Source organism: Thiobacillus sp. (assembly GCF_030696885.1).
Classification (GTDB): domain Bacteria; phylum Pseudomonadota; class Gammaproteobacteria; order Burkholderiales; family Thiobacillaceae; genus Thiobacillus.
In genome coordinates this window covers 1-26,176 of sequence record NZ_JAUYRI010000021.1, presented here as the reverse complement: position 1 = coordinate 26,176, position 26,176 = coordinate 1, and the positions used below count along the sequence as shown (strand labels likewise).

Genomic DNA, 26,176 nt, shown 5'->3' with positions numbered 1-26,176 from the left:
CTCAGTGCTCCCGGAAAAACCGAATTGCCTCGTCCAGCCGATGCACGGGGTGAATTTCCATCCCGGCAATCTTCTGCTTGGGTTGGTTGGCCGCAGGCACGATGGCCTGGGTGAAGCCGAGTTTGGCGGCTTCCTTCAGGCGCTCCTGGCCGCGCTGCACCGGGCGGATTTCGCCGGCCAGGCCCACTTCGCCAAACATCACCAGCTTGTCGGGCAGCGGCTGGCTTCGGAGTGACGACACGATGGCCGCCAACACCGCAAGGTCAGCGGCGGGTTCGCTGATCTTCACCCCGCCGACCGCATTGACGAACACATCCTGATCGAAGCAGGCGATGCCGGCGTGGCGGTGCAGCACGGCGAGCAGCATGGCGAGGCGGTTCTGCTCCAGGCCCACGCTGAGACGACGCGGGCTCGGCGCGTGGCTCGCGTCGACCAGTGCCTGGATTTCCACCAGCAAGGGCCGCGTGCCTTCCTGCGTCACCAGCACACAGGAACCCGGCACCGGCTCGCCGTGGCGCGACAGGAAAATCGCCGAGGGGTTGGACACGCCCTTGAGGCCCTTCTCGGTCATCGCGAACACGCCGATTTCGTTGACCGCGCCAAAGCGGTTCTTGAACGCGCGCACCAGACGGAAGCTCGATCCGGTGTCGCCCTCGAAATACAGCACGGTGTCGACGATGTGTTCGAGCACACGCGGGCCGGCGATCGCGCCTTCCTTGGTGACGTGGCCGACCAGGATAATCGCGGTGCCGGTCTGCTTGGCGTGGCGCGTCAGCTGCGCGGCGCACTCCCGCACCTGCGCCACCGAGCCGGGGGCCGAGGTCAGCGCCTCGGAATACACGGTCTGGATCGAGTCGATCACGGCGACGTCGGGCTTCAGGTCGGTGAGTTGCGCGAGGATGGCTTCGAGCCGAATTTCCGGCAGCACTGGCAGATTGGTTTCGGGAAGGCTGAGGCGGCGTGCGCGCAGCGCCACCTGGCGCGCCGATTCCTCGCCGCTGACATAGAGGGTCTTCATGCGGCCTGAGAGGCCCGCCATGGCCTGCAGCAACAGCGTCGACTTGCCGATGCCGGGGTCGCCGCCGATCAGCGTCACCCCGCCCGGCACCAGGCCACCGCCGAGCACGCGGTCGAGCTCGCCGATGTCGGTGGCGATGCGCGACTCTTCGCTGCCCTCCACTTCGTGCAGCATCTGCACGGTGCTGGTCGCCGCCAGCGAGGCAAAACGCGGCTTGGCCGACTCAGCAATGGTCTCGACCAGCGTGTTCCAGGCGTTGCACGCCGGGCACTGCCCCTGCCACTTGGGCGACTGTCCGCCGCACTCGGTGCAGGTGTAGATCGTTTTTGTTTTGGCCATCAGGCGATGTGTTTCTTCGTTGGTATTTCGTTCATAGCCCGACCTCGCGCTGGTGACGGATCGCGAGCACGGTCACAACGTCTCGAATTTCGTGATAGCGGTACAGCGCAATGTAGCCCGTGCTTCCGCGCGAAATGACCAGTTCGCGCATCAGGCCTCCTCGACGTCTGCCTATGTTTGGATGCAATCGCAGGGTTTCAACTGCCGAGATAATAAGTGGAATGGTCTTTCTGGCGGCCGGAACATCCGCTTCAAGCAGGAAATCTTCCAGTCTGTCCAGATCATCAAGTGCTTGTAGGGTATAGACAACCGCCGTCATCGATCAGATCTTGATCGGTTTGGGACGCTTGACAGCTTTGCCTTCGAGCTTATCCAGCAGGTATTGATGCACATCCTCAGCGGCATAAGCGAGTCCCGTCTCGGTCATTATCCGGTCGGCCTCCAGGGCCTCGGCCATGAACGCGGCGTAGGCCTCGGATTGCGCGACGCGCTCTTCCAGCGCATCGATCATCCAGGCGTGAGGCGATTTGCCGGCCGCCTCGGCCAAGGGCGCAATCCGTGCCTTGAGCGGTTCGGGCAGTTTGAGTGTAGTGGTGGCAGCCATGACGCTCTCCTGTCAATAAGGTGACACCAAAGTATCACCACCATGAATCATCGTCAATTCAGGCCGGGAATACGCCTGTCGACAGATAGCGGTCGCCGCGGTCGCACACGATGGAGACGATCACCGCATTCTCGACTTCCTTCGACAACTGCAGCGCCGCCCACAGCGCACCGCCGGACGAGATGCCGGCGAAGATGCCTTCTTCGCGTGCGAGCCGCCGGGTGGTTTCCTCGGCATCCTGCTGGCTGACGTAGATCATGCGGTCGACGCGGCTCGGGTCGCAGATTTTCGGCACGTATTCCTCCGGCCATTTGCGAATGCCGGGAATCTGCGCACCTTCGGTCGGCTGCACGCCGACGATCTGGATCGCGGGGTTCTGTTCCTTTAGATAGCGCGAGCAGCCCATGATGGTGCCGGTGGTGCCCATGCTGGAAACGAAGTGGGTGATTCTGCCCTGGGTGTCGCGCCAGATTTCCGGTCCGGTGCTGCGGTAGTGCGCCTCGGGGTTGTCGGGGTTGGCGAACTGGTCGAGGATTCTGCCGATGCCCTGTTTTTCCATTTCGACCGCCAGGTCGCGCGCGCCCTCCATGCCGGAGGCCTTGCTGACCAGCTGCAATTCGGCGCCAAAGGCGCGCATGGTCTGCCGCCGCTCGATCGACAGGTGCTCGGGCATGATGAGGATCAGCTTGTAGCCGCGCATTGCTGCCGCCATCGCCAGCGCGATGCCGGTGTTGCCGCTGGTCGCTTCAATTAGCGTGTCGCCCGGCTTGATCTCGCCGCGCGCTTCGGCCCGCTCGATCATCGACAGCGCCGGCCGGTCCTTTACCGAACCCGCCGGGTTGTTGCCTTCGAGCTTGACCAGCACGGTGTTCGACGTCTCCCCCGGCATGCGCTTCAGCCGCACCAGCGGCGTGTTGCCGACCGTATCCTCGATTGTTTTGTAGCTGCTCATGGATTCAACTCAAGCATCGCATTCGAACGGTTTCTCTCGATTTCCCGGTAACCCGAATCGAGCATCCATGACAGGATATCCCGCTTCCAGGATTGCTGGCTGGTGTGTTCGATAATAAGCAGCCGGGGCCACAGCGAGCGCGGGCTGGTTTCGAAGAACGGAAACAGTACCGCGTCCTCCATCCCTTCCACATCGATTTTCAGCGCGTCGACCCGATCGATCTGCCCATCCTGCAACACCTTACTCAGCGGCGCCACCTCGACGCTGATCGCGCTGCCCGCCTCGCCGCCGTCATTTCCGATGCGGCTTCCCCCCATGTCGCGTTCCGTGACGATCAGGGTCATTGTCGCGGCTTCCGCGCCCAGGGCCATCTGCAAGGGCTTGACCCGGTTTTCCAGGGTATTGGCCGCAATGTTGAAACGCAGCCGCGCGTAGACCCGGGGGTTGGGCTCGAAAGCCAGTACGCGGCCGGCACCAAAGTGCGCAGCCATCAGCGCGTAGTATCCGATATTGGCGCCGATATCGAGAAACACGCCGCCGCCGGCTACTGCGCGACGCATCTGGCTCAGCTCCTGCTCATCCCTCAGCTTCGATCCGAACAGCATCTTGTTTTCGACGGTGTTGTCGAACGGATGCACCCTGAATTTCAGTCCGGCATAGCGGATATCGACCGGCGTGCCCAGGCCCATACGCGACCACAGCCTGCCGAGATGTTTTTTGGCAGACCCCCGGGCCAGCCCCCATTGCTTCAGCAGCAGCAGAACGCGCGCTGCACCCACAGGTGCAAGGGCGCCCCACGGCTTCGTCGTATCGTCAGTGTTCATTGGTTCGTGCGCCACCCGTGCCTAGGCTTTCCAGTAATCGCTGATCCAGGTCGCCGGCCGGATGTGCTTGTAGAATTTCTTGTACCACTTCTTCACGGGCCACAATCCCTGCACCGCCTCATGCGGATTGGGCACCCCCGGAAAGGCCACGACGCGCGCCATGGCGGGCAGCACCGGGGCTTTCCACCAGCGCTGCGGCATCGGCGGCACGCAATGCGTCTTGAACAACACGCACCATGCGTCCGGCCAGAATTTCATTTCACTGACGGTACGCGAAATATAAGTCTGCTCGATCCGGTATTGCCGGTAGATTTCGGGGAATTCGGGCGCCAGCCGGTCGTAGATGTAGGGATGAGCACCCACGCGGAAGCGGAACACCGACGTGTTGCCTATGCCCTTGCCCGGCTGGGTCCAGTTCTGCATCACGATGAAGGACACCTGAGGCTCGTAGTCGAAGAACACATCGAGCGAGCCCGTCACGATCACGTCCAGATCGAGAAACAGCCAGTCGCCTTCCATGCCAGGCAATTCCTTCGCCCACACGGCAATCTTGCGCCAGCCCGTACGATTGCGCGGCGGCGGCACGTCGACCTCGGGACACGGCATGCATTCCACTTCCTCGCGCACGCCCTGCACATCGTCAGTCATGCAGACGAAACGCAGCGGCCCTTCGGTGTTGCGGCGCACCATGCCATAGAGCTTGTTGACATAGTCGGCCGGGTAAAGCGGCCCCCATTTCATGCAGACTACCTGCTTCATCGTGCGCCGTGTACCGTGCCGATCCGCCGAATAGACAATACGATCACTGCCGCCCGATCGGCAGGTAGTCGAAACCCATGTCGCGCATCGCCTGCGGCTCGTAGAGATTGCGGCCGTCAAACACCAGCGGCGACTTCAGCAGCGACTTCATGGTGTCGAAATTGGGGCTGCGGAAGACTTTCCATTCGGTGACGATCAGGAGCGCATCGGCGCCCTTCAGCGCATCCATCGGGCTGTCGACCAACAGCAGATCAGCGCGCTCGCCGTAGATACGGCGCGTTTCCTCCATCGCCGCCGGGTCGTAGGCCGACACGCTGGCGCCCATCGCCCACAGCGCTTCGAGCATGCTGCGGCTGGGCGCTTCGCGCATGTCGTCGGTGTTGGGCTTGAACGCCAGGCCCCACATCGCGAAGCGCTTGCCCTTGAGATCCTTGCCCAGTTTTGCGGTCAGCTTGTTGACCAGCACCTGCTTCTGCGCGTCGTTGGCTTCTTCCACCGCGTCGAGCACACGCAGCGGGATGCCGTTCTCCTGTGCCGTGCGCCGCAGCGCCTGCACGTCCTTGGGGAAGCACGAGCCACCGTAACCGCAGCCAGCATACAAAAAGTGATAGCCAATGCGCGGGTCGGAGCCGATGCCGTGGCGCACCTGCTCGATGTCTGCGCCAAGTTTCTCGGCCAGCACCGCGAGTTCGTTCATGAAGGAAATGCGCGTCGCCAGCATCGCGTTGGCGGCGTATTTGGTGAGTTCTGCGCTTCTCACATCCATCACGGTCAGGCGGTCATGGTTGCGCTGGAACGGCGCGTACAGCTGGCGCAGCAGCTGGGTGGCGCGCTCGCTGTCGGTGCCGATCACGATGCGGTCGGGCTTCATGAAGTCGTCCACTGCGGCGCCTTCCTTGAGAAACTCGGGGTTGGAGGCGACGTTGAATTCGAGTGCGACCCCGCGCTTGCTCAGTTCCTCCTGCAGCGCTGCTTTCACCTTATCGGCGGTGCCCACCGGCACGGTCGATTTGTCGACCACCAGCTTGTAGTCGGTCATATGGCGACCGATGTTGCGCGCGGCGGCGACCACATACTGCAGGTCGGCCGAGCCGTCTTCGTCCGGTGGGGTGCCGACGGCGATGAACTGGATCTGGCCGAAGGCCACCGACTCCTCGACATTGGTGGTGAAAGAAAGCCGGCCCGCGGCGACGTTGCGCTTCACCATGTCCTCCAGCCCCGGCTCGTAAATCGGGATGCCGCCGGCCTTCAGCGTTTCGATTTTTTTCGAGTCGAGGTCGAGGCACAACACCTCGTTGCCGACTTCCGCCAGGCACGTCCCGCTCACCAGTCCTACATAACCCGTTCCAATTACAGTGATTTTCACAGCGTCATCTCCCTAGATATTGTGTATGTCTGCCTGAATCTGTTTGAGTGCGGCCAGCGGATCGGCGGCAGCGGTGATCGGGCGCCCGATCACCAGATCGGTCGCACCGGCGCGCAAGGCTTCTGCCGGCGTCATCACGCGGCGCTGATCGCCCACCGCAGCGCCGGCCGGACGAATGCCCGGCGTGACCAGGCGGAAATCTGCGCCCAGGGCTGCGCGCAGCAACGTGGCCTCCTGCGCCGAGCAGACGACGCCATCGAGTTTGCAGGCCTGTGTCAGACGCGCGAGGCGCAACACCTGGTCGGCCGGCGCAGCGGCAACGCCGACCTCATCCAGGTCCTCGGCGCTCATGCTGGTCAGCACTGTCACCGCGATCAGCAGCGGGCGATTACGCAGCCCCGCCAGCGCTTCCTGCGCCGCCACCATCATGCGGCGCCCGCCCGAGGCGTGCACGTTCATCATCCACACGCCCAGCCCGGCCGCCGCGCGACAGGCCGCCGCGACGGTATTGGGAATGTCGTGAAACTTGAGATCGAGAAAAACCTCGAAGCCGCGCGCAACCAGCATCCGCACCAGCTCCGGCCCCGACGCGGTGAACAGCTCCTTGCCGACCTTGAGCCGGCACAGCGCAGGGTCGAGCCGACCCACCAGCGCCAGCGCCGAGGCTGCGTCCGGAAAATCCAGCGCCACGATAATCTTGTGCGTCATCCCTATTCCCTGATCCCTAGCTCTCACCCTCACGCCGCTCCGGATCGAAGCTGTCCCAGCGCCCGCACGCCGGGCAGCGCCAGAAGAACTGCTTGGCCTTGAAGCCACAGCTGCCGCACTGGTAGCGCATCATGCGCTGGCTGTGCGACGCCACCAGAGTTTTTTCCACCTGCAACAGCTCACGGTCGTCGGGCTCGGCATTGATCAGCTGGGCTTCGAGCAGTCGATCCAGCGTCCGCAGACTGGGGTTGCGGCGCAACTCCTCGCGCGCCAACTGGCTGGCGGCGGCCGCGCCTTCGGCTTCGGACACGGCGAGGTACAGCGCGTTGAACACGTCCTGCGACGGTTGCCGCGCATGCAGTGCGCGCAGCCACTGCACGCCCTCGGCCAGCCGCCCGAGCTGGCGGTAGCTGCCGAGCACGCGCTCGACCACCAGTGCCATGTGCGCCGCGCTCTGCGCTTCGACCAGGCGCCAGTCGGCAATCGCGGCCTCGTGCTTGCCCGCAGCCGCATCGAGGTCGCCGGCCATCAGGTTAGCGCGCACCGACTGGCGGTTGGCCACCAACGCCTGCTGCAGATGGGCTGCGGCGGCATCGGGATCGCCCTTCGCCGCTTCGAGCAGCGCCAGTTCGCAATGGAAGTGGGCGATGTCGGCATTGAGCGGCTTGCTGGTGTCCTTTTCCAGCAGGCGCGCGGCGTCGATGGCTTTCTGCCAGTCCTTCTCCTGCACGTAGATTTCCAGCAGATAGGTGCGCGCCAGCCCATGCTGCGGCGTTTCAAGCAGCTTGCCGAACACCTGCTCGGCACGGTCGAGCAGGCCGGCCTTCAGGTAATCCTGGCCCAGTTCGCCCATCGCACGCAGGCGCTGCTCTTCAGCCAGGCCTTCGCGCTCGAGCAGGTTTTCGTGCATGCGGATGGCGCGATCGAACTCGCCGCGGCGGCGAAACAGCCCCCCCAGCGCGAAGTGCAGGTCGATGGTTTCAGGCTCGAGCTTGACGACTTCTAGAAAGGCCTCGATCGCCTTGTCGGGCTGCTCGTTGAGCAAAAAATTGAGCCCGCGGAAATAGGAATTGGGCAGCGCGCGCGATTCGGTCACCACCTGGCGGATGTCGATGCGCGCCGCCAGCCAGCCCAGCACGAAAAACAGAGGAAAGGCCAGCAGCCACCAGAACTCGAATTCCATAATCCTAGGAACCGCAGTTGGACGCGCCCGATGGTGCGTCTGAGCGCGTGTCTGGCGCATACGATTCCGCACGGACTTTAGCCCGTAGTGGATCGGAGTCCTTTAGGGCGAAGCGAGGAGACAGCAGGCTGATGCCTGCAACGACGAGCGACAAAGGCAGGCAGGCAGTCAGGCGTGCCAGCGGGTGCGTAGCGGACTCACCCTGCCGGTGACTCTGACCGAAGACGAAAAAGCCAGGGTTCATACTGCATTCCATGAAGTCATAAGCGGTCAACTGTGGTTTCTAGGATTAACTAGACGACAGGCATGTCGGTGGCTTGCGTGATCGTATCCAGTTCGGTCGGATGCGGCTTCCTGGCCGCTTCACGACGCAGCCTGAACAGGGTGGGCAGCAGGGCCAGCACGCCTGTCAGCGCACCCAGAAAGAACGCCAGGCCCAGCATGATGATCAGCGGCGCCTGCCACACATAGCCGAGGTAGGAATAGAACACGACCGATTGGCTGTTCTTGAGGGCAAAGCCCAGCACCAGCAGAAATACCAGCAGCTTGGCCAGCAAGCCCAGATAGTGCGTGAAGTTTTTCATAAGTGTGCGCCAGGAAGTTCGCCCATTTTACTCTCGCGGCGCCAATCGCCAAAGAAAACGGCGCCCGCGGGCGCCGTTTTCGATTGTACTGTCCGGACTGCCGGTCAGACCGGAAAATCCACCCGGTCGCGCAGTTCCTTGCCCGCCTTGAAGTGCGGCACATACTTGGCCGGCACCTGCACCCGCTCCCCCGATTTGGGGTTGCGTCCGATGCGGGCGGGACGAAAGCTCAGGCTGAAGCTGCCAAAGCCACGGATTTCGATCCGCTCGCCGCGCGACAGGTTCTTCGCCAGCGCGTCGAGGATCGTCTTCACCGCCATCTCGATATCCGCAACCGAAAATTGCGGATGCCGCGACGCCAGTTGAGCAATCAGCTCGGACTTGGTCATGGATTACTCGGCGTTCTTGTTGTCGAGCTTGGCTTTCAGCAGCGCGCCAAGGTTGGTCGAACCGGTGGCTGCCGCGGCGGATTCGGCGGCGAATTTCTTCATCGCGGAATCCTGCTCGGTCATGTCCTTGGCCTTGATCGACAGGTTGATCACACGGTTCTTGCGATCGACGTTGATGATCATGGCTTCGATTTCGTCGCCTTCCTTGTAGTGGCTGCGCATGTCTTCGACGCGGTCACGCGAGACTTCGGATGCGCGCAGGTAGCCTTCCATGTCGCTGTCGAGCTGCACGGTGGCGCCCTTGGCTTCCACGGTCTTGATGGTGCCCTTGACGATGCTGCCCTTCTCGTGACCGGTCGCGTAGCTGGTCAGCGGATCGCCTTCGAGCTGCTTGATGCCGAGCGAAATGCGCTCGCGCTCGAGGTCGATGCCGAGCACCACGGCTTCCACGTCCTGGCCCTTGCGGAAGTTGCGCACGGCTTCTTCGCCGGCAACGTTCCACGACAGGTCGGACAGGTGAACCAGGCCGTCGATGCCGCCCGGCAGACCGATGAACACGCCGAAGTCGGTGATCGACTTGATCGCGCCGCCGACCTTGTCGCCCTTCTTGTGGTTCATCGAGAAATCTTCCCACGGGTTCGACTTGCACTGCTTCATGCCGAGCGAGATGCGGCGCTTGTCTTCGTCGATGTCGAGCACCATGACTTCGACTTCGTCACCCAGCTGCACGATCTTGGAGGGGCTGACGTTCTTGTTGGTCCAGTCCATTTCGGAGACGTGCACCAGGCCTTCGATGCCTTCTTCGATCTCGACGAACGCGCCGTAGTCGGTCAGGTTCGCGACCTTGCCGAACATGCGGGTGCCCTGCGGGTAGCGGCGAGCGATGCCGACCCACGGATCGTCACCCAGCTGCTTGATGCCGAGCGACACGCGGTTCTTCTCGGTGTCGTAGCGCAGGATCTTGGCTTCCAGTTCCTGGCCGACGTGCACGACTTCGGACGGGTGCTTGACGCGACGCCAGGCCATGTCGGTGATGTGCAGCAGGCCATCGATGCCGCCCAGATCCACGAACGCGCCGTAGTCGGTGATGTTCTTGACCACGCCCTTGACGATGGAGCCTTCCTTCAGGTTCTCCATCATCGCTTCGCGGTCGGCACCCATGGTCTCTTCCAGCACGGCACGACGCGACACCACGACGTTGTTGCGCTTGCGGTCGAGCTTGATGACCTTGAATTCCATTTCCTTGTATTCGAACGGCGTGGTGTCCTTGACCGGACGCATGTCCACCAGCGAACCCGGCAGGAAGGCACGCAGGCCACCCACCAGTACCGTCAGACCGCCCTTGACCTTGCCCTGCACCATGCCGGTGACGATGCGGCCTTCGTTCATTGCTGCTTCCAGGTCCAGCCATGCGGCCAGTTTCTTGGCGCGTTCTCTGGAGAGTTTGGTTGCGCCGAAGCCGTCTTCGATCGACTCGATGGCGACGGAAACAAAATCGCCGACCTTGGCTTCGATCTCGCCCAGGTCGTTCTTGAATTCTTCAACAGGAATCAGGCTCTCGGATTTGAGGCCGGCGTTCACCGTGACGAAATTGTGGTCGATGCCGACGATTTCGGCGGTGATGACTTCACCCTGGCGCATCTCCTGATGCTCAAGGGATTCCTCGAACAGGGCGGCAAAGCTTTCCATGGACTCGGGGGCGGAAGTAGCGGTAGCAGTAGACATTAAAACCTTCAGTCCGTCGGTAAGGACGGGGTTAGTTGCACATCGCCAGCCTGCGGGCGCAGGTCTGACACGAGAATGACACCAATCAATTGCCTTGCTTGCGCTGATAGTGCGACAGCACCGCCCGCACCGCCGACTCGATATCCATCTGGGTGGTATCGAGCAACAGCGCATCGGCCGCGGGTTTCAGCGGCGCCACGGCGCGGGCCGTGTCGCGCGCATCGCGCGCCTGCATATCAGCGACAAGGGCGGGGAGATTAGCAGAGTTCCCCTTTTCGATCAACTGCTTATACCGCCGCTCGGCACGCGCCTCGGCACTGGCGGTGAGGAAGACCTTGGCCAGCGCGTCGGCGAACACCACGGTACCCATGTCGCGGCCGTCGGCCACCAGGCCGGGGGCCTGCCGGTAGGCCCGCTGGCGGTCGAGCAGCGCCGCGCGCACCGCCGGCAACGCCGCCACTTTCGACGCGCCCTCGCCCACCGCCTCGGCACGGATGGTGTCGGTCACGTTTTCCTCCGCCAGCCACACCGCGCCGTCGCGAAAGGTGGCCGGCAGCGCGGCCGCCAATTGCGCCACGGCGGCCTCGTCGTCCAGCGCCACGCCCTGCTTCATCGCCGACAGCGCGGTCAGCCGGTAGAGCGCGCCGCTGTCGAGGAAATGGAAACCGAGCGCGGTCGCCACCCGCTCGGCCACGGTGCCTTTACCGGAGGCTGAGGGGCCGTCGATGGTAATGACCGGGAGGGAGGCGGATGCGGTGTTCATTGGGCTATCGTCGAAAAAATCTTGAAGTACGTCGGAAAGGTCTTGTTCACGCACGCCGGGTCGTTGATTCGCACCGGCACGCCACCGAGCGCCACCAGCGACAGGCACATCGCCATGCGATGGTCGTCGTAGGTGTCGATGACGGCGTTGGGAATCAGGCTTTGCGGCGGGGTGATGCGGATGAAGTCCGCGCCCTCTTCCACCGTCGCGCCGACCTTGCGCAGTTCGGTCGCCATCGCCGCGATACGGTCGGTTTCCTTCACCCGCCAGCTGGCGATGTTACGGAGCGTGGTCACGCCGTCGGCAAACAGCGCCGCCACCGCCAGCGTCATCGCGGCGTCGGGGATGGCGTTGCAGTCAATATCGATTGCCATCAGGCGGCCCGACCGCGGCGCACTGGCCTCGATCCAGTTCGGCCCCATGTCGATCTGCGCGCCCATTTTCGCCAATGCGTCGGCAAAGCGCACGTCGCCCTGCACGCTGTCGCGGCCCACACCCTGCACCCGCACCGGGCCACCGCCGATCGCGCCCGCTGCAAGAAAATACGACGCCGACGACGCATCGCCTTCGACCCAGATTTCGCCGGGGCTCCGGTAGCGCGCCGCAGCCGGCACGCCGAAGCCTTGCCAGCCGTTGCGCGCGATGTCGACGCCAAAGCGGCGCAGCATCGCCAGCGTGATGCCGATATAAGGCTTGGAAATCAGTTCGCCCACGACTTCGATCGTGGTGTTGCGCTGCCGCAGCGGCAGCGCCATCAGGAGGCCGGTCAGGAACTGGCTCGACACGTTGCCGCGCACCTCGGTGGTGTCGCCGGCGATCTCTGCCGGATGGATCTTCAGCGGCGGAAAGCCCTCTTCGCCCAGATAGTCGATGCGTGCGCCCAGCTTCCGCAAGGCGTCGACCAGATCGCCGATCGGCCGCTCGTGCATCCGCGCCACGCCTTTCAGCACATACTCGCCGCCCGACAGGGCGCACGCGGCGGTCAGCGACCGAAAGGCGGTGCCCGCATTGCCCAGGAACAGCTCGGCCTGCTTGACCGGAAACGCGCCGCCGCCCCCGGTGATTTCATAGTCGTCGGAATCGCTGACCCGCGCCACGCCCACGCCCAGCGCACGCAAGGCGTCGAGCATCACCCGGGTGTCATCGGAATCGAGCAGCGCGCGCACGATGGTCGTGCCTTTCGCCAGCGCCGCCAAGAGCAGCACGCGGTTGGAAATGCTTTTGGAGCCGGGCAGACGCACCGTGCCGCGCGCGGCGGTGCTGGGGGGTAAATCGAGAAATTCCATCAAGCTTGTGTATCGGCCCAGTGAATGCGTGCCGCGCGGGCACGCGAGAAAATCGCCAGCAAGGCCTCGGCGTTCTCGTCCGAGACCGTGCTTCGCAACGCCTGTAGTGCGGCGATGTAGGCATCAAGTTCGGTCAACACCGCTGCCCGGTTTGCCAGCGCGATGTCGCGCCACATTTCCGGGCTGCTGCCGGCGATGCGGGTGAAATCGCGGAAGCCGCTGGCGGCAAAGCGGAAGAAGGTATCGCCGTCGGCGCGCTGTGCCAGTTCGTCCACCAGCGCGAACGCCGCCAGATGCGGCAGATGGCTCACTGCCGCGAACACGCGGTCGTGCAGGTCGGCATCCAGCGTCTCGACCTGGGCACCGGCCGCCTGCCACAGCGCCGTGACGGTGGCGAGCGCGTCGGCGCGGGTGTCGACCTGCGGCGTCAGCACCACCTTGCGGCCCTGGTACAGGTCGGCGCGCGCGGCGCCGGGCCCGCTCTGTTCGGAGCCGGCGATCGGGTGGCCCGGCACGAAATCGGCGAAGCGCTCTCCAAGTACCGCACGCGCCGTCGCTACAACATTGACCTTGGTGCTGCCGGCGTCGGTGACGATGGCGCCCGCCTTCAGATGCGGCACCAGTTTTTTCAGCACGGCCGCGGTCTCGCCCACCGGCAGCGCGAGCAGAATGCAGTCTGCCTGCCCGGTCTCCGCCCAATCGACGACACGGTCGATCAGGCCGCGCTCGAGCGCGGCATCCAGACTCGCCGGATTGCGCCCCACCCCGAACACCGTGCGCACTGCGCCGGCCTGTTTCAAGGCCAATGCAAATGAGCCGCCGATCAGGCCGGTACCGACGATGGCGAGTTTTTCGACGATCACAGGCAGGCTTTCAGCGCGTCGAGGAAACGCGCGTTCTGGCCGGCCAGGCCGACCGAGACACGCAGGAATTCGGGCAGTCCGTAATTGCCGACCGGGCGCACGATCACCCCACGCTTAAGCAATTCGGTATTGATGCGGGCGGCATCGCCCACTTTCGCCATCAGGAAATTGCCTTTCGACGGCACGGTTTCGATGTTCAGTCCGGCGAGTCCTGCCTCCAACTGTGCCATGCCGGCACGGTTGAGCGCATAGCTGCGGTCAAGAAAATCGGCGTCGTCCAGCGCGGCCTCGGCTGCAGCGAGTGCGGGCGCGTTGACGTTGAAGGGGTGGCGCACCCGGTTCAACAGATCGATCACATCGGGATGCCCGACCCCATAGCCGACGCGCAGGCCGGCCAGGCCATAGGCCTTGGAGAAGGTACGGCTGATCAGGAGATTGGGGAAGCGCCGGATCCACGCCAGGGTATCGCAGCGATCCCCGGCGGGGAGATATTCGCCGTAGGCTTCGTCCAGCACCACCAGCACCTGCGGCGGCACGGTGGCGAGAAAGGCCTCGATCTCGGCCCACGGCAGGAAGGTGCCGGTCGGGTTGTTGGGGTTGGCGAGCCACAGCACGCGGGTGTCGTCACGGATCGCTGCGCGCATCGCAGCCAGGTCGTGGCCAAACGCTTTGGCCGTCACCGCGATGCCCCGTGCGCCCACGGTCTGCGTGGCGATTGCATACACCGCGAAGGCATGCTGCGCGTACACCGCAGACGACCCGGACGTCAGGAACGCGCGCGCCGCCATGTCGAGCACATCGTTGGAGCCGTTGCCCAGCACGATCTGATTCGCCGTCACGCCCAGCTTGTCCGCCAGTTTCGCCTTCAGTGCAAAGCCGGCGCCGTCGGGATACAGGGCCATGTCGTAGAGAGCATCCTGCGCCGCTGCCAGCGCGCGCGGACTGGGGCCGAGCGGGTTTTCGTTCGACGCCAGTTTGACGATGTCGGCCTCATCGAGGCCCAGTTCGCGCGCCAGCTCGGAAATGGGTTTGCCGGGCAGATACGGCGCAATAGCGCGCACGTGCGGCGGGGAAAAATCGCAGCAGTGCGTCACGATGCGGCGGGGTAGGAGCCCAGCACTTTGAGGAAAGCGGCGCGCGATTCGATTTCGGCCAGCGCAGCCGCCAGGCTGGCGTCTTCGCGATGGCCTTCGCAGACGACGAAGAACAGATAGCCCCAGTTGCCCAGGCCCACATGATCCAGCCGCGCCGGGCGCGACTCCAGCTTGCTCATGGAAATGCCGGCGTCGGCCAGCGGCTGCAAAAGCTTGACCACCGCACCCGGCTGGTTCTTCACGCTCATCACCAGCGAGGTCTTGTCGCGTCCCGACGGTGCCGAGTCGGTCCGGCCCAGTACCAGAAAACGCGTGGTGTTGCTGGCCTCGTCTTCAATGCGCGCCTCCACCACGACCAGGTCATACAATTCGGCGGCGGTTTTGCTGCCCAGGGTTGCGGCGTCCGGCTCGGCGGCAGCACGACGTGCGCCATCGCTGTTGCTGACGACGCTGATGCGCTCGGCGTTGGGCAGATGGCGGGCAAGCCATTGCTGGCACTGGGCGAGTGACTGCGCATGGCCATACACTCGCGCGATCCCATCAAGTCCGGCGCCGTCCAGTCCGCTGCGCTTGCGCATCAGCATCTGGTGGATCGGCAGCATCACTTCGCCGCAGATTTTCAGCGGGCTGGCAACAACGAGGTCGAGCGTGCGGCCGACCGCGCCCTCAGTCGAGTTTTCAACCGGAACCACGGCAAACTCGGCGCGTCCGGTTTCCACCGCCTGAAAGCAGGCGTCGATGTCCGCCTCGGCGAGCGCCTCGACCTCATGGCCAAAATGCTTGTGGACGGCCTGCTGGCTGAAGGTGCCGGCGGGACCGAGGTAGGCGATGCGGGTGGTTTCCTCGAGCGCACGGCAGGCCGACATGATTTCGCGGATCAGGCGTTCGATGGTGTCGCCCGACAGCGGGCCGGGGTTGGTCTCGCGCAGGCGACGGATGATTTGTGCCTCGCGCTCGGGCCGGTAGATTTTTTCGCCGTTCTTGGCGCGCCCGACCTGCTGGGCAATGCCCGCGCGCTCCGACACCAGCTTCAGCAGGGAGTCGTCGATGCTGTCGATACGCGCACGCAGTGCGCCAAGGTCCTTGGACGCGCCGTCTGTCATGCAGGCAGATACCTCACGGCAAGCACGCCGGCGATGGCGGCAAGCTGCTGCTGCACCGCAGCGGTCACGGCGCTGTCGACGTCAACCAGCGTATACGCCATGTCGCCCTTGGACTTGTTGACCATGTTGTGGATGTTGAGTCCTGCGGCAGCCAGCAGCGATGAAATCTGACCCACCATGTTGGGCACGTTGGCATTGGCGATCGCAACGCGGTAAGCGGATTCGCGCGGCATGCTGACGTTGGGGAAATTCACCGAATTGAGGATGTTTCCGTTTTCCAGATAGTCGGCGAGCTGCTCGGCCACCATCACCGCGCAGTTCTCCTCGGCCTCCTCGGTGGAGGCGCCCAAGTGCGGCAGCGCCACCACTTTGGCGTGGCCCTTCAGCGCATTCGCGGGGAAGTCGCAGATGTAGGCATGCAGCTTGTTGGCATCGAGCGCCTCGATCACGGCGGCATTGTCGACCACGCCTTCGCGCGCGAAATTCAGCAGCACCGCACCGGGGCGCATCGCACTGATGCGCTGCGCGTTGATCAGGTTGCGGGTGCTATCGATCAGCGGCACGTGCAGCGTGACGAAATCGGCCATGCGCAGCACATCTTCGACATTCTCGGCGCGCTTGACCTGCGACGGCAGCCGCCAGGCGGCGTCCACCGTGATTGCGGGGTCGAAGCCGACCACGTTCATGCCGAGCTTGATCGCGGCTTCGGCGATATAGGAGCCGATCGCGCCCAGGCCGATCACGCCAAGCGTGCGGTGCGGCAGCTCGGTGCCGGCAAACTGCTTCTTGCCGGCTTCGGTTGCCTTGTGCATCTCCTCATCCGAACCGGACAGGCCTTCGACAAACTTGATCGCAGGCACGATATTGCGCGCGGCCAGCAGCATGCCGGTGATGACCAGTTCCTTCACCGCGTTGGCATTCGCACCCGGCGCATTGAACACCGGCACGCCGCGTTCCGACAGCTTTTTCACCGGAATATTGTTGGTGCCGGCCCCAGCGCGGGCGATCGCGCGCACCGACGCCGGAATCTCCATCTCATGCATGTTGGCCGAGCGCACCAGGATGCCGTCAGGATCGACGATGTCGCCGCCCACGGTGTAATGCTCGGGCAGGCGTGCCAGGCCGCGTGCGGAAATCGCGTTGAGCGTGAGAACCTTGCGCGGCTCAGCCATGACTTTTCTCGAAGTCGCGCATCATGTCGACCAGCGCGCGCACGCCCTCGATCGGCATCGCGTTGTAGATCGAGGCCCGCATGCCGCCCACCGAGCGGTGACCCTTCAGCTGCAGCAGGCTGCGTTCCTTGGCCAGCTTGAGAAAGGCTTCGTCGAGCGCGGCGTCTTTCAGGGTAAACGGCACGTTCATCAGCGAGCGGTTGTCCTTCGCCACCGGCGAATTGTAGAAGTCGGTCGCGTCGAGATAGTCGTACAGCAGGTTCGCCTTCTCGCGGTTGGTCTTTTCCATCGCAACCAGCCCGCCGCGCCTCTTCAGCCACTTGAACACCAGTCCGGCCGTATACATGGCAAAGGTCGGCGGCGTGTTGTACATCGATTCGTTGTCGGCGTGCGTCTTGTAGTCGAACATGGTCGGCGTGCCCTTCAGCGTCTCGCCGATCAGGTCGTCGCGCACGATGACGATGGTGAGTCCGGCCGGGCCGATGTTCTTCTGCGCGCCGGCGTAGATCACGCCAAATTTCGACACGTCGATCGGGCGCGACAAGATGGTCGACGACATGTCGGCCACCAGCGGCACGCTCCCGGTGTCGGGGATCCAGAACATTTCCACGCCGCCGATGGTTTCGTTGGGCGTGTAGTGGACGTAGGCCGCGTTCGGATCTAGCTTCCACGTATCCTGTGCTGGCGCGTAGCTGAAGTTCTTGTCCTCGCTCGATGCAACCACATTCACCGCGCCGAATTTCTTCGCTTCCTTGATGGCCTTTTTCGACCATTCGCCGGTGTTGAGGTAATCCGCGCTGGCTTTGCCACGCAGCAGGTTCATCGGCACCATCGCGAACTGGGAGGACGCGCCGCCCTGCAGGAACAGCACCTTGTAGTTGGCGGGGATGCCCATCAACTCGCGCAGGTTGGCTTCCGCCTCGGCGGCAATGCCCATGAATTCCTTGCCGCGATGGCTCATTTCCATCACCGACATGCCGCTGCCGTGCCAGTCGACCATCTCGGTCTGCACCTGCTGCAAAACTTCCCTGGGCAGCACGGCCGGGCCGGCACTGAAGTTGTAGATTGTCATGCGTGTTGTCTCCCTTTATTCCTCTTCGACTTCCGCTTCGGCCAGTTTTTCCAGGCTGATCAGCGTTTCGCCCTTGTCCAGATTGATCAGCGTCACACCCTGCGTCGCACGGCTCATGGAACGGATTTCCTTGACCCGGGTGCGGATCAGCACGCCGCCGGTGGTGATCAGCATGATCTCGTCGTCCGCCTTCACCAGCGTGGCGGCGACCACTTTTCCATTCCGTTCGCTGGTCTGGATCGCGATCATGCCCTGCGTGGCGCGGGCATGGCGGGTGTATTCGGCAATCGACGTGCGCTTTCCGTAGCCGTTTTCAGTCGCGGTCAGCACAAAGTCGTTCTCGTCTTCGGCCACCAACAGCGAAATCAGTTTCTTGCCCTTGGCGAGCTTCATGCCGATCACGCCGCGCGCGGTGCGCCCCATCGGGCGCACGTCGTTTTCATCGAAGCGCACCGCCTTGCCACCGTCAGAGAACAGCATCACATCATGGCGGCCGTCGGTGATCGACGCGCCGATCAGGAAATCGCCGTCATCCAGCCCCACCGCAATGATGCCGGCAGTGCGCGGACGCGAGAAGTCGGACAGCGGCGTCTTCTTGACGATGCCGTTCGCGGTCGCCATGAACACGTAGTGATCGTCGTCGAAGGTCTTGACCGGCAACAGCGTGTTGATCTTTTCCCCGTCTTCCAGCGGCAGCAGGTTGACGATGGGCTTGCCGCGCGCGGCACGCCCGCCCTGCGGCACGTTGTAGACCTTGAGCCAGTACAGCCGCCCGCGGTTGGAGAAGCAGAGAATGTAGTCGTGGGTGTTGGCGAGGAACATCTTCTCGATGAAGTCTTCATCCTTGGTGCCCGCCGCCTGCTTGCCGCGCCCGCCGCGCTTCTGCGCACGGTAGTCATCGATCGGCTGCGATTTCATATATCCGCCGTGCGACAGCGTGACGACCATCTCCTCCGGCTTGATCAGGTCCTCCATCGACATGTCCTGCGCGTTCTCGACGATGGCCGAGCGACGGCCGTCGCCGAACTGCTCCTGAATCTGCGTCAGCTCCTCGCGGATGATCTGGGTGATGCGCGACGGGTTGGCCAGGATATCGAGCAGGTCGGCGATCTTGGTCATGATCTCCTTGTACTCGCCGATGATCTTGTCCGATTCCAGGTTGGTCAGGCGCTGCAGCTGCATTTCAAGAATGCGCTGCGCCTGGATCTCGGACAGGCGGTAACCGTCGGCGTGCAGGCCGAACTCGGGGCCGATGTTCACCGGCCGCGAATACTCGGGATCAATGCGCGCCAGCATTTCCTCGACCATCGCCGACTTCCAGGCGCGGTCCAGCAGGCGCGACTTGGCGATCAGCGGGGTTTCCGAACTCTTGATCAGCTCGACGATTTCGTCGACGTTGGCCAGTGCCACGGCCAGGCCTTCCAGGATATGGCCGCGTTCGCGCGCCTTCCTGAGGTCGAACACGGTGCGGCGAGTGACGACTTCACGCCGATGGCGCAGGAAGGCGTCGAGCATTTCGCGCAGGTTCAGCAATCTGGGTTGCCCGTCGATCAGCGCCACCATGTTCATGCCGAAGGTGTCCTGCATCTGCGTCTGCTTGTACAGATTGTTCAGGATCACGTCGGCGTTCTCGCCGCGCTTCAGTTCGATATAGACGCGCATGCCCGACTTGTCGGATTCGTCCCTGAGGTCGGCGATGCCGTCGATCTGCTTTTCGCGCACCAGCTCGCCGATCTTGATCAGCAGGTTGGCCTTGTTCACCTGGTAGGGCAGCTCATCGATGATGATGGCCTGCTTGCCGCCTTCCCTGCCCACGTCTTCAAAGTGGCAGGTGGCGCGCATCACCACGCGGCCGCGGCCGGTGCGGTAGCCGTCGCGCACACCCGACAGGCCATAGATGATGCCGGCGGTCGGGAAGTCGGGTGCCTTGACGATCGCGATCAGCGACTCGATGTCGATCTCGGGGTCGTCCAAGAGCGCAAACAGCGCGGTGCAGATGTCGGTCAGGTTGTGCGGCGGGATATTGGTCGCCATGCCCACCGCGATGCCGGACGAGCCGTTGATCAGGAGGTTGGGGATCTTGGCCGGCAGCACCAGCGGCTCGTGCTCGGAACCGTCGTAGTTGGGACCGAAGTCGACCGTTTCCTTGTCCAGGTCGGCCAGCAGCTCGTGCGCGATCTTCGCCATCCGCACTTCGGTGTAACGCATCGCCGCTGCATTGTCGCCGTCGACCGAGCCGAAGTTGCCCTGGCCGTCGATCAGCGGATAGCGCAGCGAGAAATCCTGCGCCATCCGCACCATGGTGTCGTACACCGCAGTGTCGCCGTGCGGGTGGTATTTACCGATGACGTCGCCGACCACGCGGGCCGACTTCTTGTAAGCCTTGTTCCAGTCGTTGCCGAGCTCGTTCATGGCAAACAGCACTCGGCGGTGCACGGGTTTCAGGCCATCGCGCACATCCGGCAGTGCGCGCCCCACGATCACGCTCATCGCGTAATCGAGATATGAGCGCCGCATCTCCTCTTCGAGGCTGACCGGGAGGGTTTCCTTGGCAAACTGTTCCATAACCGGCTTTTATTTATCAGGCTTCAAAGCCCGCGATTTTAGCATGGTCGGTGGCCCCGCCCGCCATTGCCCAACCGCGGCCGCCTTTGCCTATCCCATCGTAAACGGCGAGAATGCAGCCCACCATGAAAGCCCCCGCCGATCTCCTCCTCCTGCCGCAGTGGGTGGTCCCCGTCGACCCCGCAGGAACCCTGACGGACCACGCCGTGGTCGTGCAGGACGGCCGGATTCTCGACGTGCTGCCCGCCGATGCCGCCCAGGCCCGCTACGCCGCAGCGCAGACGCTGACCCTGCCCGGCCAGGCGCTGATCCCCGGCCTGATCAACCTGCACGGCCATGCGGCGATGACGCTGCTACGCGGCATGGCCGACGACCTGCCGCTGATGAGCTGGCTCAACGACCGCATCTGGCCGGCCGAGAAGCAGCACGTCTCCGAAGCCTTCGTGCGCGACGGCACCCTGCTCGCCGCCGCGGAAATGCTGGCGGGCGGCATCACCACCTGCAATGACATGTATTTCTTTCCGCGGGCTGCGGCCGAAGCCTTCCAGCAGGCCGGCATGCGCGCCGTGCTGGGCATGATCGTGCTGGAATTCCCCAGCGCCTATGCCTCTGACGCCGACGACTACCTGTCCAAGGGGCTCGCCCTGCGCGACGAACTGAAAGACGAGCCCCTGCTCGGCTTCACCTTCGCGCCGCACGCGCCCTATACTATTTCCGACGCCAGCTTCGGCCGCATCGGCACCCTGGCCGAACAGCTCGGGCTGCCGATCCACACCCACCTTCACGAAACCGCCGACGAAATCCAGCACAGCCTGAGCCAGCACGGCGTACGTCCGCTGGAACGGCTGGCGCGGCTGGGCCTGCTGGGTCCCCATTTCATCGGCGTCCACGCGGTCCATGTGACCGATGCCGAAATCGACCTGCTGGCGCAGCACGGCTGTCACGTGGCGCACTGCCCGAGTTCCAACCTCAAGCTCGCCTCTGGCATCGCGCCGCTGGCTCGCTTCGCCGCAGCCGGCGTCAACACCGGCCTCGGCACCGACGGCGCCGCCAGCAACAACCGCCTCGACCTGTTTGCCGAGATGCGCCTGGCCGCGCTGCTGGCCAAGGGGGTCAGCGGCGATGCCGCCGCCCTGCCCGCCGCCGCCGCCCTGAAAATGGCGACGCTCGACGCCGCCCGCGCGCTCAACCTCGACGACCGCATCGGCAGCATCGTGCCGGGCAAGCGCGCCGACCTGGTCGCGGTCGATCTGCGCGATCTCGCCTGCCAGCCGGTGTTTGACCCCGTCTCGCACCTGGTTTACGTTGCCGGACGCGAGCACGTCACCCACGTTTGGGTCGACGGCATCCTGAAACTGCATGACCGCCGTCTGGTCGATCTCGACCCCGACGACCTGACCACCCGCGCCGCCTACTGGCGCGGCAAACTGACCGCATAAGGAATGCCATGAGCAACGTCGACGCTGCCGAAATCGCCAAGTTTTCCGAACTCGCCCACCGCTGGTGGGACCCGAATTCCGAATTCAAGCCGCTGCACGAAATCAATCCGCTGCGGCTGAAATGGATCGACCAGCAGGCCGCGCTCGCCGGCAAGACCGTGCTCGACGTCGGCTGCGGCGGCGGCATCCTGGCCGAGGCGATGGCCGGCGCCGGTGCCACGGTCAGCGGCATCGACCTGTCGGAGAAGGCGCTCAAGGTCGCCAAGCTGCACCTCTACGAATCCGGCAAGCAGGTCGACTACCAGCTGATCTCGGCCGAGGACTACGCAGCGCAGCACGCCAGCGAATTCGACGTCGTCACCTGCATGGAAATGCTCGAGCACGTACCGGATCCGGCGTCCGTCGTTGCTGCCTGTTCGCGGCTGGTCAAGCCCGGCGGCTGGGTATTTTTCTCGACGCTCAACCGCAATGCCAAGAGCTATCTGTTCGCCATCGTCGGCGCCGAATACATCCTCAAGCTGCTGCCGCGCGGCACCCACGACTACGCCAAGTTCATCCAGCCCGCCGAGCTTGCCCGCATGACGCGCGAAGCCGGGCTCGACACCCAGGAACTGATCGGCATGACCTACAACCCGCTGACCAAGGTGTACAAGCTGGAAGCGGACACCGACGTCAACTACCTGCTGGCGACGCGCCGTGGGGCGTGAGGACATGAAGCTGACCGGCATCCGCACCGTCCTGTTCGACCTCGACGGCACCCTGGTCGACACCGCACCGGACTTGGGCTACGCGCTCAACCTGCAGCGCGCAGCCCACGGCCTGCCCGGGCTTGCTGACGCGGTGATCCGCCCGCAGGCCTCGCACGGCGCACGCGGCCTGCTGGGCATCGGCTTTGACCTGCAGCCCGACGATGCGCGCTTCGCAGCCATGCGTGAGGAATTCCTGCAGCTGTACGCCGATAACATCTGCCGCCATTCGCGGCCCTTCCCCGGCATTCTTGAGCTGCTGGCCGAACTCGAGGCGCGCGGCCTGAAATGGGGCGTCGTCACCAACAAGCCGGCGGCCTTTACCGAACCGCTGATGTCCATCCTCGATCTGGCCGAGCGCGCCGCCTGCATCGTTTCCGGCGACACCTGCCCCCAGTCCAAGCCCCATCCGGCGCCGATGCTCGCCGCCGCCGAATTGTGCGGCGCCACCTCGGCACAATGCCTGTACCTGGGCGACGCCGAACGCGACATCGAGGCCGCGCGCGCCGCCGCGATGCCGGCGCTGGTCGCCGCCTGGGGTTACCTCGACGCGGCCGACGAACCGCACACCTGGGGCGCCCACGCGCAGATCCGTCACCCGCTCGAAACCCTCGACTTCCTGGCCTGAACGATGATCTACCTCGCCCTCAAGAACCTGCACCTTGCCACTCTCACCATCACGCTGGCGCTGTTCCTGCTGCGCGGTGCCTGGATGATGGCGGATTCGCCCCGGCTGCAGGCGCGCTGGGTGCGCATCGTGCCGCACGTCAACGACACCCTGCTGCTGGTCAGCGGCATCGCGCTGGCGGTACTGATCCAGCAATATCCGCTGGTCCACGGCTGGCTCACCGCCAAGCTCTTCGCGCTGATCGCCTACATCGTGCTCGGCACCCTTGCGCTCAAGCGCGGCAAAACCAAACCCCAGCGCATCGTCGCCTGGTTCGCCGCGCTGCTGGTTTTCGGCTACATGGTCGCTGTGGCCCTGGCGCACGACCCGCTCCCTTTCCTGCGCTAAGTCGGCCCGCCCCCCGCCGGAACTTTCCTGCGGGGGCCCCCTCTATGCGTTACACTTGTTGCAGCAACACACAGGGGCCGACCTGGCTTCGACGTGGGTCGCAAAGCAGCGTAGGGCATACCGAGGGTCAGAGCACCTCGTAAATCCAACTGAAAAAAACTTAGTCGCAAACGACGAAAACTACGCCCTGGCCGCTTAAGGTCCAGGACTCACACTAGCCTGTTCATGGGCTGGGTCGGGGCAACCCGACAGTGAGTTAATTCACATGAAATCGTGCTTGTCCGGGTCGCTTGGACAGGTGCTAAATCCAAGGCGACTCGGCGAGATCCAGCCTGTCTGGCGGGCGTGATGGAGCTTAAAGCTTGAAAACACCGGACTAAGTATGTAGAACTGCCTGTAGAGGGCTTGCGGACGCGGGTTCGATTCCCGCCGGCTCCACCAACACCCTAAACCCCGACCGGAAACGGCCGGGGTTTTTCTTTTCGCGTCCAAGCGCCCTGACACCCGTCTGAAGCTCAAGATCAAGCCGAATTCACCGATAAATTCAAGTATTGAACGGCTTTCCGACATCCGGCAGGAAAAAACACTCCGCATGACCTCCCTGCGCCCCCTTCCCCTGCCAGTATCGGGCTGCCTGCGGCCCGGCATTCCCTGGTAATACCCATGCACCCCCCCTCCCTGCCCGATAACGAATTGCAGCGCCTGCAGGCCCTGCGCGCGCGTGACATTCTTGACACGCCGGACGAGGAGCGCTTCGACCGCCTGACCCGGTTGGCGAAGAATGTGCTGGGCGTGCCGATCGCGCTGGTGTCGCTGGTGGATTCCGATCGCCAGTGGTTCAAATCGCGCCAGGGCCTGGAGGCCTGCGAGACAGGGCGCGACATCTCCTTCTGCGGCCACGCCATTCTGGGCGGCGACATCTTCGAGGTGACCGATGCCCGCCTCGACCCGCGCTTTTCCGACAATCCGCTGGTTACCGGGCCGCCCAACATCCGCTTTTATGCCGGCGCGCCGCTCAGCACGCCGGAAGGCTATCGCCTCGGAACCCTGTGCCTTATCTCCGACCAACCGCGACAGCTGAACGCATCGGAGCGCCAGGTTTTGCTCGATCTGGCCGCCTGCGTGGAAGCGGAACTCAACCAGGCGGTGTTGATTCACCAGGGCCGTGCGCTGAAGCAGGCGCAAAAGCTCGGGGAAGTCATCGTTCGCGCGCAGTCGGAATTCATTCGGGAACAGGATCGCCACCAGGCCTTCAACGGCCTGCTCGATGACTTCCTGTCCCTGACTGAAAGCGAATACGGTTTCCTGGGTGAAGTCTTGCGCAACCCGCAGGGCGAGCCCTATTTGAAATCCTACGCCATCACCAACATCGCCTGGGACGAGCCCACTCGCGACTTCTACGCGACCCACGCACCTCAGGGCATGGAGTTCCACAACCTCAAGACGCTGTTCGGGGCGGCCATGACCAGCGGCGAGCCCGTCATCGCCAACACGCCCTATCAGGATCCACGTCGCGGCGGGTTGCCCAAGGGCCACCCCGCGCTGAATGCCTTCCTCGGCATTCCGGTCCACCACAACGGCGAACTGGTCGCCATGATGGGCGTCGCCAACCGCGCAGGCGGATATGACCAGGCCTTAATCGATTTTCTGCAGCCCCTGCTGGTGACATTCGGACAACTGGTCGATGCCGCACGCATCAAAAGACAGTTTCGTAAAGATCAGCTCGAGATTGCCCGCCTGTCACGCGTCGCCAGCCAGACCACCAACGGCGTGATCATTACCAACGTGCAGGGGCAGGTGGAGTGGATCAATGAGGGCTTCACCCGCATCACCGGCTACACGCTGGAAGAAATGCGCGGCCGCAAGCCTAGCGAGTTATTGCAGGGCGAGGCCACCGATCTGGCAACAGTCGAAGTGATGCGCGAGGCGCTGGCCCGGCAGGCGCATTTCGAAGTCGACATCGTCAACTACACCAAGTCGCACCGGCCCTACTGGGTACGCATCAGCTGCAACCCGCTGCGTGATGCAAACGGTGAACTACAAGGCTTCATGGCGATCAAGTCGGACATTTCCGAGCGCAAGGAGGCCGAAGAACGCCTGCATGAAACAAGCCAGCTCCTGCAGGGCATTCTCGAGAACGTCCCCAACATGATTTTCCTCAAGCGCGCGTCCGACCTGCGCTTCGAGTACTTCAACCGCGCAGGGGAGATCTTGCTGGGCCGCGGGCGGGAAAATTTGCTGGGGTACAACGACTACGACCTGTTCCCCAAGGAGCAGGCCGACCAGTTCACCCGCAAGGACCGTGATGTTCTGACGCAGGACGGGGTAGCCAACATCCCGGAAGAGACCATTGAAACGCCCCATGGCACCCGTATCCTGCACACCCAGAAGCTGGTCCTGCGGGATGACGCTGGCAGACCTCAGTACCTCCTTGGCATTTCCGAGGACATCACCGAGCGCAAGCGAATGGAACGCATGAAGAGCGAGTTCGTCTCCACGGTGAGCCACGAGCTGCGCACCCCGCTGACCTCGATTTCGGGTGCACTGGGTTTGATCAACGGCGGCGTGCTCGGAGAACTGACGCCGCAGGCGCAGCAGATGGTCGAG

At 63.8% G+C, this 26,176-nt stretch carries 25 protein-coding genes and 1 other RNA gene; 6 read left to right on the top strand and 20 right to left on the bottom strand.

Annotated features, from left to right (window positions below; genetic code table 11):
• Window position 1 precedes the first annotated feature (1 nt).
• The 20 genes from radA to gyrA all read right to left on the bottom strand — a co-directional run bounded on the left by radA (window position 2) and on the right by gyrA (window position 20,369).
• Entirely contained in the window at window positions 2–1,357 is a 1,356-nt protein-coding gene (gene radA / locus Q8R61_RS10795) for a DNA repair protein RadA (protein WP_305537065.1), read from the bottom strand.
• A gap of 31 nt (window positions 1,358–1,388) precedes the next feature.
• Entirely contained in the window at window positions 1,389–1,676 is a 288-nt protein-coding gene (locus Q8R61_RS10790; protein WP_305537063.1) for a type II toxin-antitoxin system RelE/ParE family toxin, read from the bottom strand.
• Window positions 1,677–1,679: 3 nt separating this feature from the next.
• On the bottom strand, window positions 1,680–1,961 hold the full coding sequence (locus Q8R61_RS10785) for a CopG family ribbon-helix-helix protein (RefSeq protein ID WP_305537061.1): 282 nt from the start codon (window positions 1,959–1,961) through the stop codon (window positions 1,680–1,682).
• A gap of 58 nt (window positions 1,962–2,019) precedes the next feature.
• Window positions 2,020–2,913: a cysteine synthase CysM gene (gene cysM / locus Q8R61_RS10780; protein ID WP_305537059.1), complete on the bottom strand. Its 894-nt coding sequence runs from the start codon at window positions 2,911–2,913 to the stop codon at window positions 2,020–2,022.
• Window positions 2,910–3,737 (bottom strand): FkbM family methyltransferase, encoded by an 828-nt coding sequence (locus Q8R61_RS10775; RefSeq protein ID WP_305537057.1) that lies wholly within the window; start codon window positions 3,735–3,737, stop codon window positions 2,910–2,912. The genes cysM and Q8R61_RS10775 overlap by 4 nt, the downstream gene beginning before the upstream one ends.
• A 21-nt stretch (window positions 3,738–3,758) precedes the next feature.
• Entirely contained in the window at window positions 3,759–4,478 is a 720-nt protein-coding gene (locus Q8R61_RS10770; protein ID WP_305537055.1) for a hypothetical protein, read from the bottom strand.
• A 61-nt stretch (window positions 4,479–4,539) separates the two neighbouring features.
• The gene (locus Q8R61_RS10765; protein ID WP_305537053.1) at window positions 4,540–5,862 is read right to left on the bottom strand and encodes a UDP-glucose/GDP-mannose dehydrogenase family protein; all 1,323 of its coding nucleotides are present in this window, start codon (window positions 5,860–5,862) and stop codon (window positions 4,540–4,542) included.
• A 12-nt stretch (window positions 5,863–5,874) separates the two neighbouring features.
• Window positions 5,875–6,570 carry an orotidine-5'-phosphate decarboxylase gene (gene pyrF / locus Q8R61_RS10760; RefSeq protein WP_305537051.1) on the bottom strand — a complete coding sequence of 232 codons (696 nt, stop codon included), beginning with the start codon at window positions 6,568–6,570 and terminating at the stop codon, window positions 5,875–5,877.
• A 16-nt stretch (window positions 6,571–6,586) separates the two neighbouring features.
• Window positions 6,587–7,753 carry a lipopolysaccharide assembly protein LapB gene (gene lapB / locus Q8R61_RS10755; RefSeq protein WP_305537049.1) on the bottom strand — a complete coding sequence of 389 codons (1,167 nt, stop codon included), beginning with the start codon at window positions 7,751–7,753 and terminating at the stop codon, window positions 6,587–6,589.
• 293 nt (window positions 7,754–8,046) lie between these two features.
• A complete protein-coding gene (locus Q8R61_RS10750; protein WP_305537047.1) occupies window positions 8,047–8,337 on the bottom strand; it encodes a lipopolysaccharide assembly LapA domain-containing protein in 291 nt (96 codons plus the stop codon).
• Window positions 8,338–8,441: 104 nt separating this feature from the next.
• The gene (locus Q8R61_RS10745; protein ID WP_305537045.1) at window positions 8,442–8,726 is read right to left on the bottom strand and encodes an integration host factor subunit beta; all 285 of its coding nucleotides are present in this window, start codon (window positions 8,724–8,726) and stop codon (window positions 8,442–8,444) included.
• Between the two features lie 3 nt (window positions 8,727–8,729).
• Window positions 8,730–10,451 (bottom strand): 30S ribosomal protein S1, encoded by a 1,722-nt coding sequence (gene rpsA / locus Q8R61_RS10740; RefSeq protein ID WP_305537043.1) that lies wholly within the window; start codon window positions 10,449–10,451, stop codon window positions 8,730–8,732.
• 85 nt (window positions 10,452–10,536) lie between these two features.
• Window positions 10,537–11,214, bottom strand: a complete 678-nt coding sequence (cmk, locus tag Q8R61_RS10735) for a (d)CMP kinase (RefSeq protein ID WP_305537041.1) — start codon at window positions 11,212–11,214, stop codon at window positions 10,537–10,539.
• The gene (gene aroA / locus Q8R61_RS10730) at window positions 11,211–12,500 is read right to left on the bottom strand and encodes a 3-phosphoshikimate 1-carboxyvinyltransferase (protein ID WP_305537039.1); all 1,290 of its coding nucleotides are present in this window, start codon (window positions 12,498–12,500) and stop codon (window positions 11,211–11,213) included. The genes cmk and aroA overlap by 4 nt, the downstream gene beginning before the upstream one ends.
• Window positions 12,500–13,363 carry a prephenate dehydrogenase/arogenate dehydrogenase family protein gene (locus Q8R61_RS10725; protein ID WP_305537037.1) on the bottom strand — a complete coding sequence of 288 codons (864 nt, stop codon included), beginning with the start codon at window positions 13,361–13,363 and terminating at the stop codon, window positions 12,500–12,502. The genes aroA and Q8R61_RS10725 overlap by 1 nt, the downstream gene beginning before the upstream one ends.
• Window positions 13,360–14,457 (bottom strand): histidinol-phosphate transaminase, encoded by a 1,098-nt coding sequence (gene hisC / locus Q8R61_RS10720; RefSeq protein WP_305537035.1) that lies wholly within the window; start codon window positions 14,455–14,457, stop codon window positions 13,360–13,362. Before hisC ends, Q8R61_RS10725 begins: the two co-directional genes overlap by 4 nt.
• Window positions 14,454–15,560 carry a prephenate dehydratase gene (pheA, locus tag Q8R61_RS10715; RefSeq protein WP_305537033.1) on the bottom strand — a complete coding sequence of 369 codons (1,107 nt, stop codon included), beginning with the start codon at window positions 15,558–15,560 and terminating at the stop codon, window positions 14,454–14,456. The genes hisC and pheA overlap by 4 nt, the downstream gene beginning before the upstream one ends.
• Window positions 15,557–16,732 (bottom strand): phosphoglycerate dehydrogenase, encoded by a 1,176-nt coding sequence (locus tag Q8R61_RS10710; protein ID WP_305537031.1) that lies wholly within the window; start codon window positions 16,730–16,732, stop codon window positions 15,557–15,559. The genes pheA and Q8R61_RS10710 overlap by 4 nt, the downstream gene beginning before the upstream one ends.
• Window positions 16,725–17,804, bottom strand: coding sequence for a 3-phosphoserine/phosphohydroxythreonine transaminase (gene serC, locus Q8R61_RS10705; RefSeq protein WP_305537029.1), 1,080 nt, complete (start codon window positions 17,802–17,804; stop codon window positions 16,725–16,727). The genes Q8R61_RS10710 and serC overlap by 8 nt, the downstream gene beginning before the upstream one ends.
• A 15-nt stretch (window positions 17,805–17,819) precedes the next feature.
• A complete protein-coding gene (gene gyrA, locus Q8R61_RS10700; protein WP_305537027.1) occupies window positions 17,820–20,369 on the bottom strand; it encodes a DNA gyrase subunit A in 2,550 nt (849 codons plus the stop codon).
• Window positions 20,370–20,494: 125 nt separating this feature from the next.
• On the opposite strand from gyrA, the gene Q8R61_RS10695 reads away from it, so the two are divergent.
• From Q8R61_RS10695 to Q8R61_RS10670, 6 genes are all read left to right on the top strand, one after another.
• Entirely contained in the window at window positions 20,495–21,808 is a 1,314-nt protein-coding gene (locus tag Q8R61_RS10695) for a TRZ/ATZ family hydrolase (RefSeq protein ID WP_305537025.1), read from the top strand.
• An 8-nt stretch (window positions 21,809–21,816) separates the two neighbouring features.
• Window positions 21,817–22,515, top strand: coding sequence for a bifunctional 2-polyprenyl-6-hydroxyphenol methylase/3-demethylubiquinol 3-O-methyltransferase UbiG (gene ubiG / locus Q8R61_RS10690; protein ID WP_305537023.1), 699 nt, complete (start codon window positions 21,817–21,819; stop codon window positions 22,513–22,515).
• Between the two features lie 4 nt (window positions 22,516–22,519).
• Complete coding sequence (locus Q8R61_RS10685) at window positions 22,520–23,182, top strand: HAD-IA family hydrolase (RefSeq protein WP_305537021.1); 663 nt, start codon at window positions 22,520–22,522, stop codon at window positions 23,180–23,182.
• A gap of 3 nt (window positions 23,183–23,185) precedes the next feature.
• Entirely contained in the window at window positions 23,186–23,569 is a 384-nt protein-coding gene (locus Q8R61_RS10680) for a SirB2 family protein (RefSeq protein WP_305537019.1), read from the top strand.
• Between the two features lie 73 nt (window positions 23,570–23,642).
• Window positions 23,643–24,010: a transfer-messenger RNA gene (gene ssrA / locus Q8R61_RS10675) on the top strand.
• A gap of 222 nt (window positions 24,011–24,232) precedes the next feature.
• Window positions 24,233–26,176: PAS domain-containing protein (locus tag Q8R61_RS10670; RefSeq protein ID WP_305537017.1), on the top strand; the 1,944-nt coding region annotated here is incomplete at its 3' end.

Bases quoted from the DNA above. Each gene is read 5' to 3' on its own strand.
- radA (WP_305537065.1), bottom strand. From the start codon at position 1,357: ATGGCCAAAACAAAAACGATCTACACCTGCACCGAGTGCGGCGGACAG.
- Q8R61_RS10790 (WP_305537063.1), bottom strand. From the start codon at position 1,676: ATGACGGCGGTTGTCTATACCCTACAAGCACTTGATGATCTGGACAGA.
- Q8R61_RS10785 (WP_305537061.1), bottom strand. From the start codon at position 1,961: ATGGCTGCCACCACTACACTCAAACTGCCCGAACCGCTCAAGGCACGG.
- cysM (WP_305537059.1), bottom strand. From the start codon at position 2,913: ATGAGCAGCTACAAAACAATCGAGGATACGGTCGGCAACACGCCGCTG.
- Q8R61_RS10775 (WP_305537057.1), bottom strand. From the start codon at position 3,737: ATGAACACTGACGATACGACGAAGCCGTGGGGCGCCCTTGCACCTGTG.
- Q8R61_RS10770 (WP_305537055.1), bottom strand. From the start codon at position 4,478: ATGAAATGGGGGCCGCTTTACCCGGCCGACTATGTCAACAAGCTCTAT.
- pyrF (WP_305537051.1), bottom strand. From the start codon at position 6,570: ATGACGCACAAGATTATCGTGGCGCTGGATTTTCCGGACGCAGCCTCG.
- lapB (WP_305537049.1), bottom strand. From the start codon at position 7,753: ATGGAATTCGAGTTCTGGTGGCTGCTGGCCTTTCCTCTGTTTTTCGTG.
- Q8R61_RS10750 (WP_305537047.1), bottom strand. From the start codon at position 8,337: ATGAAAAACTTCACGCACTATCTGGGCTTGCTGGCCAAGCTGCTGGTA.
- Q8R61_RS10745 (WP_305537045.1), bottom strand. From the start codon at position 8,726: ATGACCAAGTCCGAGCTGATTGCTCAACTGGCGTCGCGGCATCCGCAA.
- rpsA (WP_305537043.1), bottom strand. From the start codon at position 10,451: ATGTCTACTGCTACCGCTACTTCCGCCCCCGAGTCCATGGAAAGCTTT.
- cmk (WP_305537041.1), bottom strand. From the start codon at position 11,214: ATGAACACCGCATCCGCCTCCCTCCCGGTCATTACCATCGACGGCCCC.
- aroA (WP_305537039.1), bottom strand. From the start codon at position 12,500: ATGGAATTTCTCGATTTACCCCCCAGCACCGCCGCGCGCGGCACGGTG.
- pheA (WP_305537033.1), bottom strand. From the start codon at position 15,560: ATGACAGACGGCGCGTCCAAGGACCTTGGCGCACTGCGTGCGCGTATC.
- Q8R61_RS10710 (WP_305537031.1), bottom strand. From the start codon at position 16,732: ATGGCTGAGCCGCGCAAGGTTCTCACGCTCAACGCGATTTCCGCACGC.
- serC (WP_305537029.1), bottom strand. From the start codon at position 17,804: ATGACAATCTACAACTTCAGTGCCGGCCCGGCCGTGCTGCCCAGGGAA.
- gyrA (WP_305537027.1), bottom strand. From the start codon at position 20,369: ATGGAACAGTTTGCCAAGGAAACCCTCCCGGTCAGCCTCGAAGAGGAG.
- Q8R61_RS10695 (WP_305537025.1), top strand. From the start codon at position 20,495: ATGAAAGCCCCCGCCGATCTCCTCCTCCTGCCGCAGTGGGTGGTCCCC.
- ubiG (WP_305537023.1), top strand. From the start codon at position 21,817: ATGAGCAACGTCGACGCTGCCGAAATCGCCAAGTTTTCCGAACTCGCC.
- Q8R61_RS10685 (WP_305537021.1), top strand. From the start codon at position 22,520: ATGAAGCTGACCGGCATCCGCACCGTCCTGTTCGACCTCGACGGCACC.
- Q8R61_RS10680 (WP_305537019.1), top strand. From the start codon at position 23,186: ATGATCTACCTCGCCCTCAAGAACCTGCACCTTGCCACTCTCACCATC.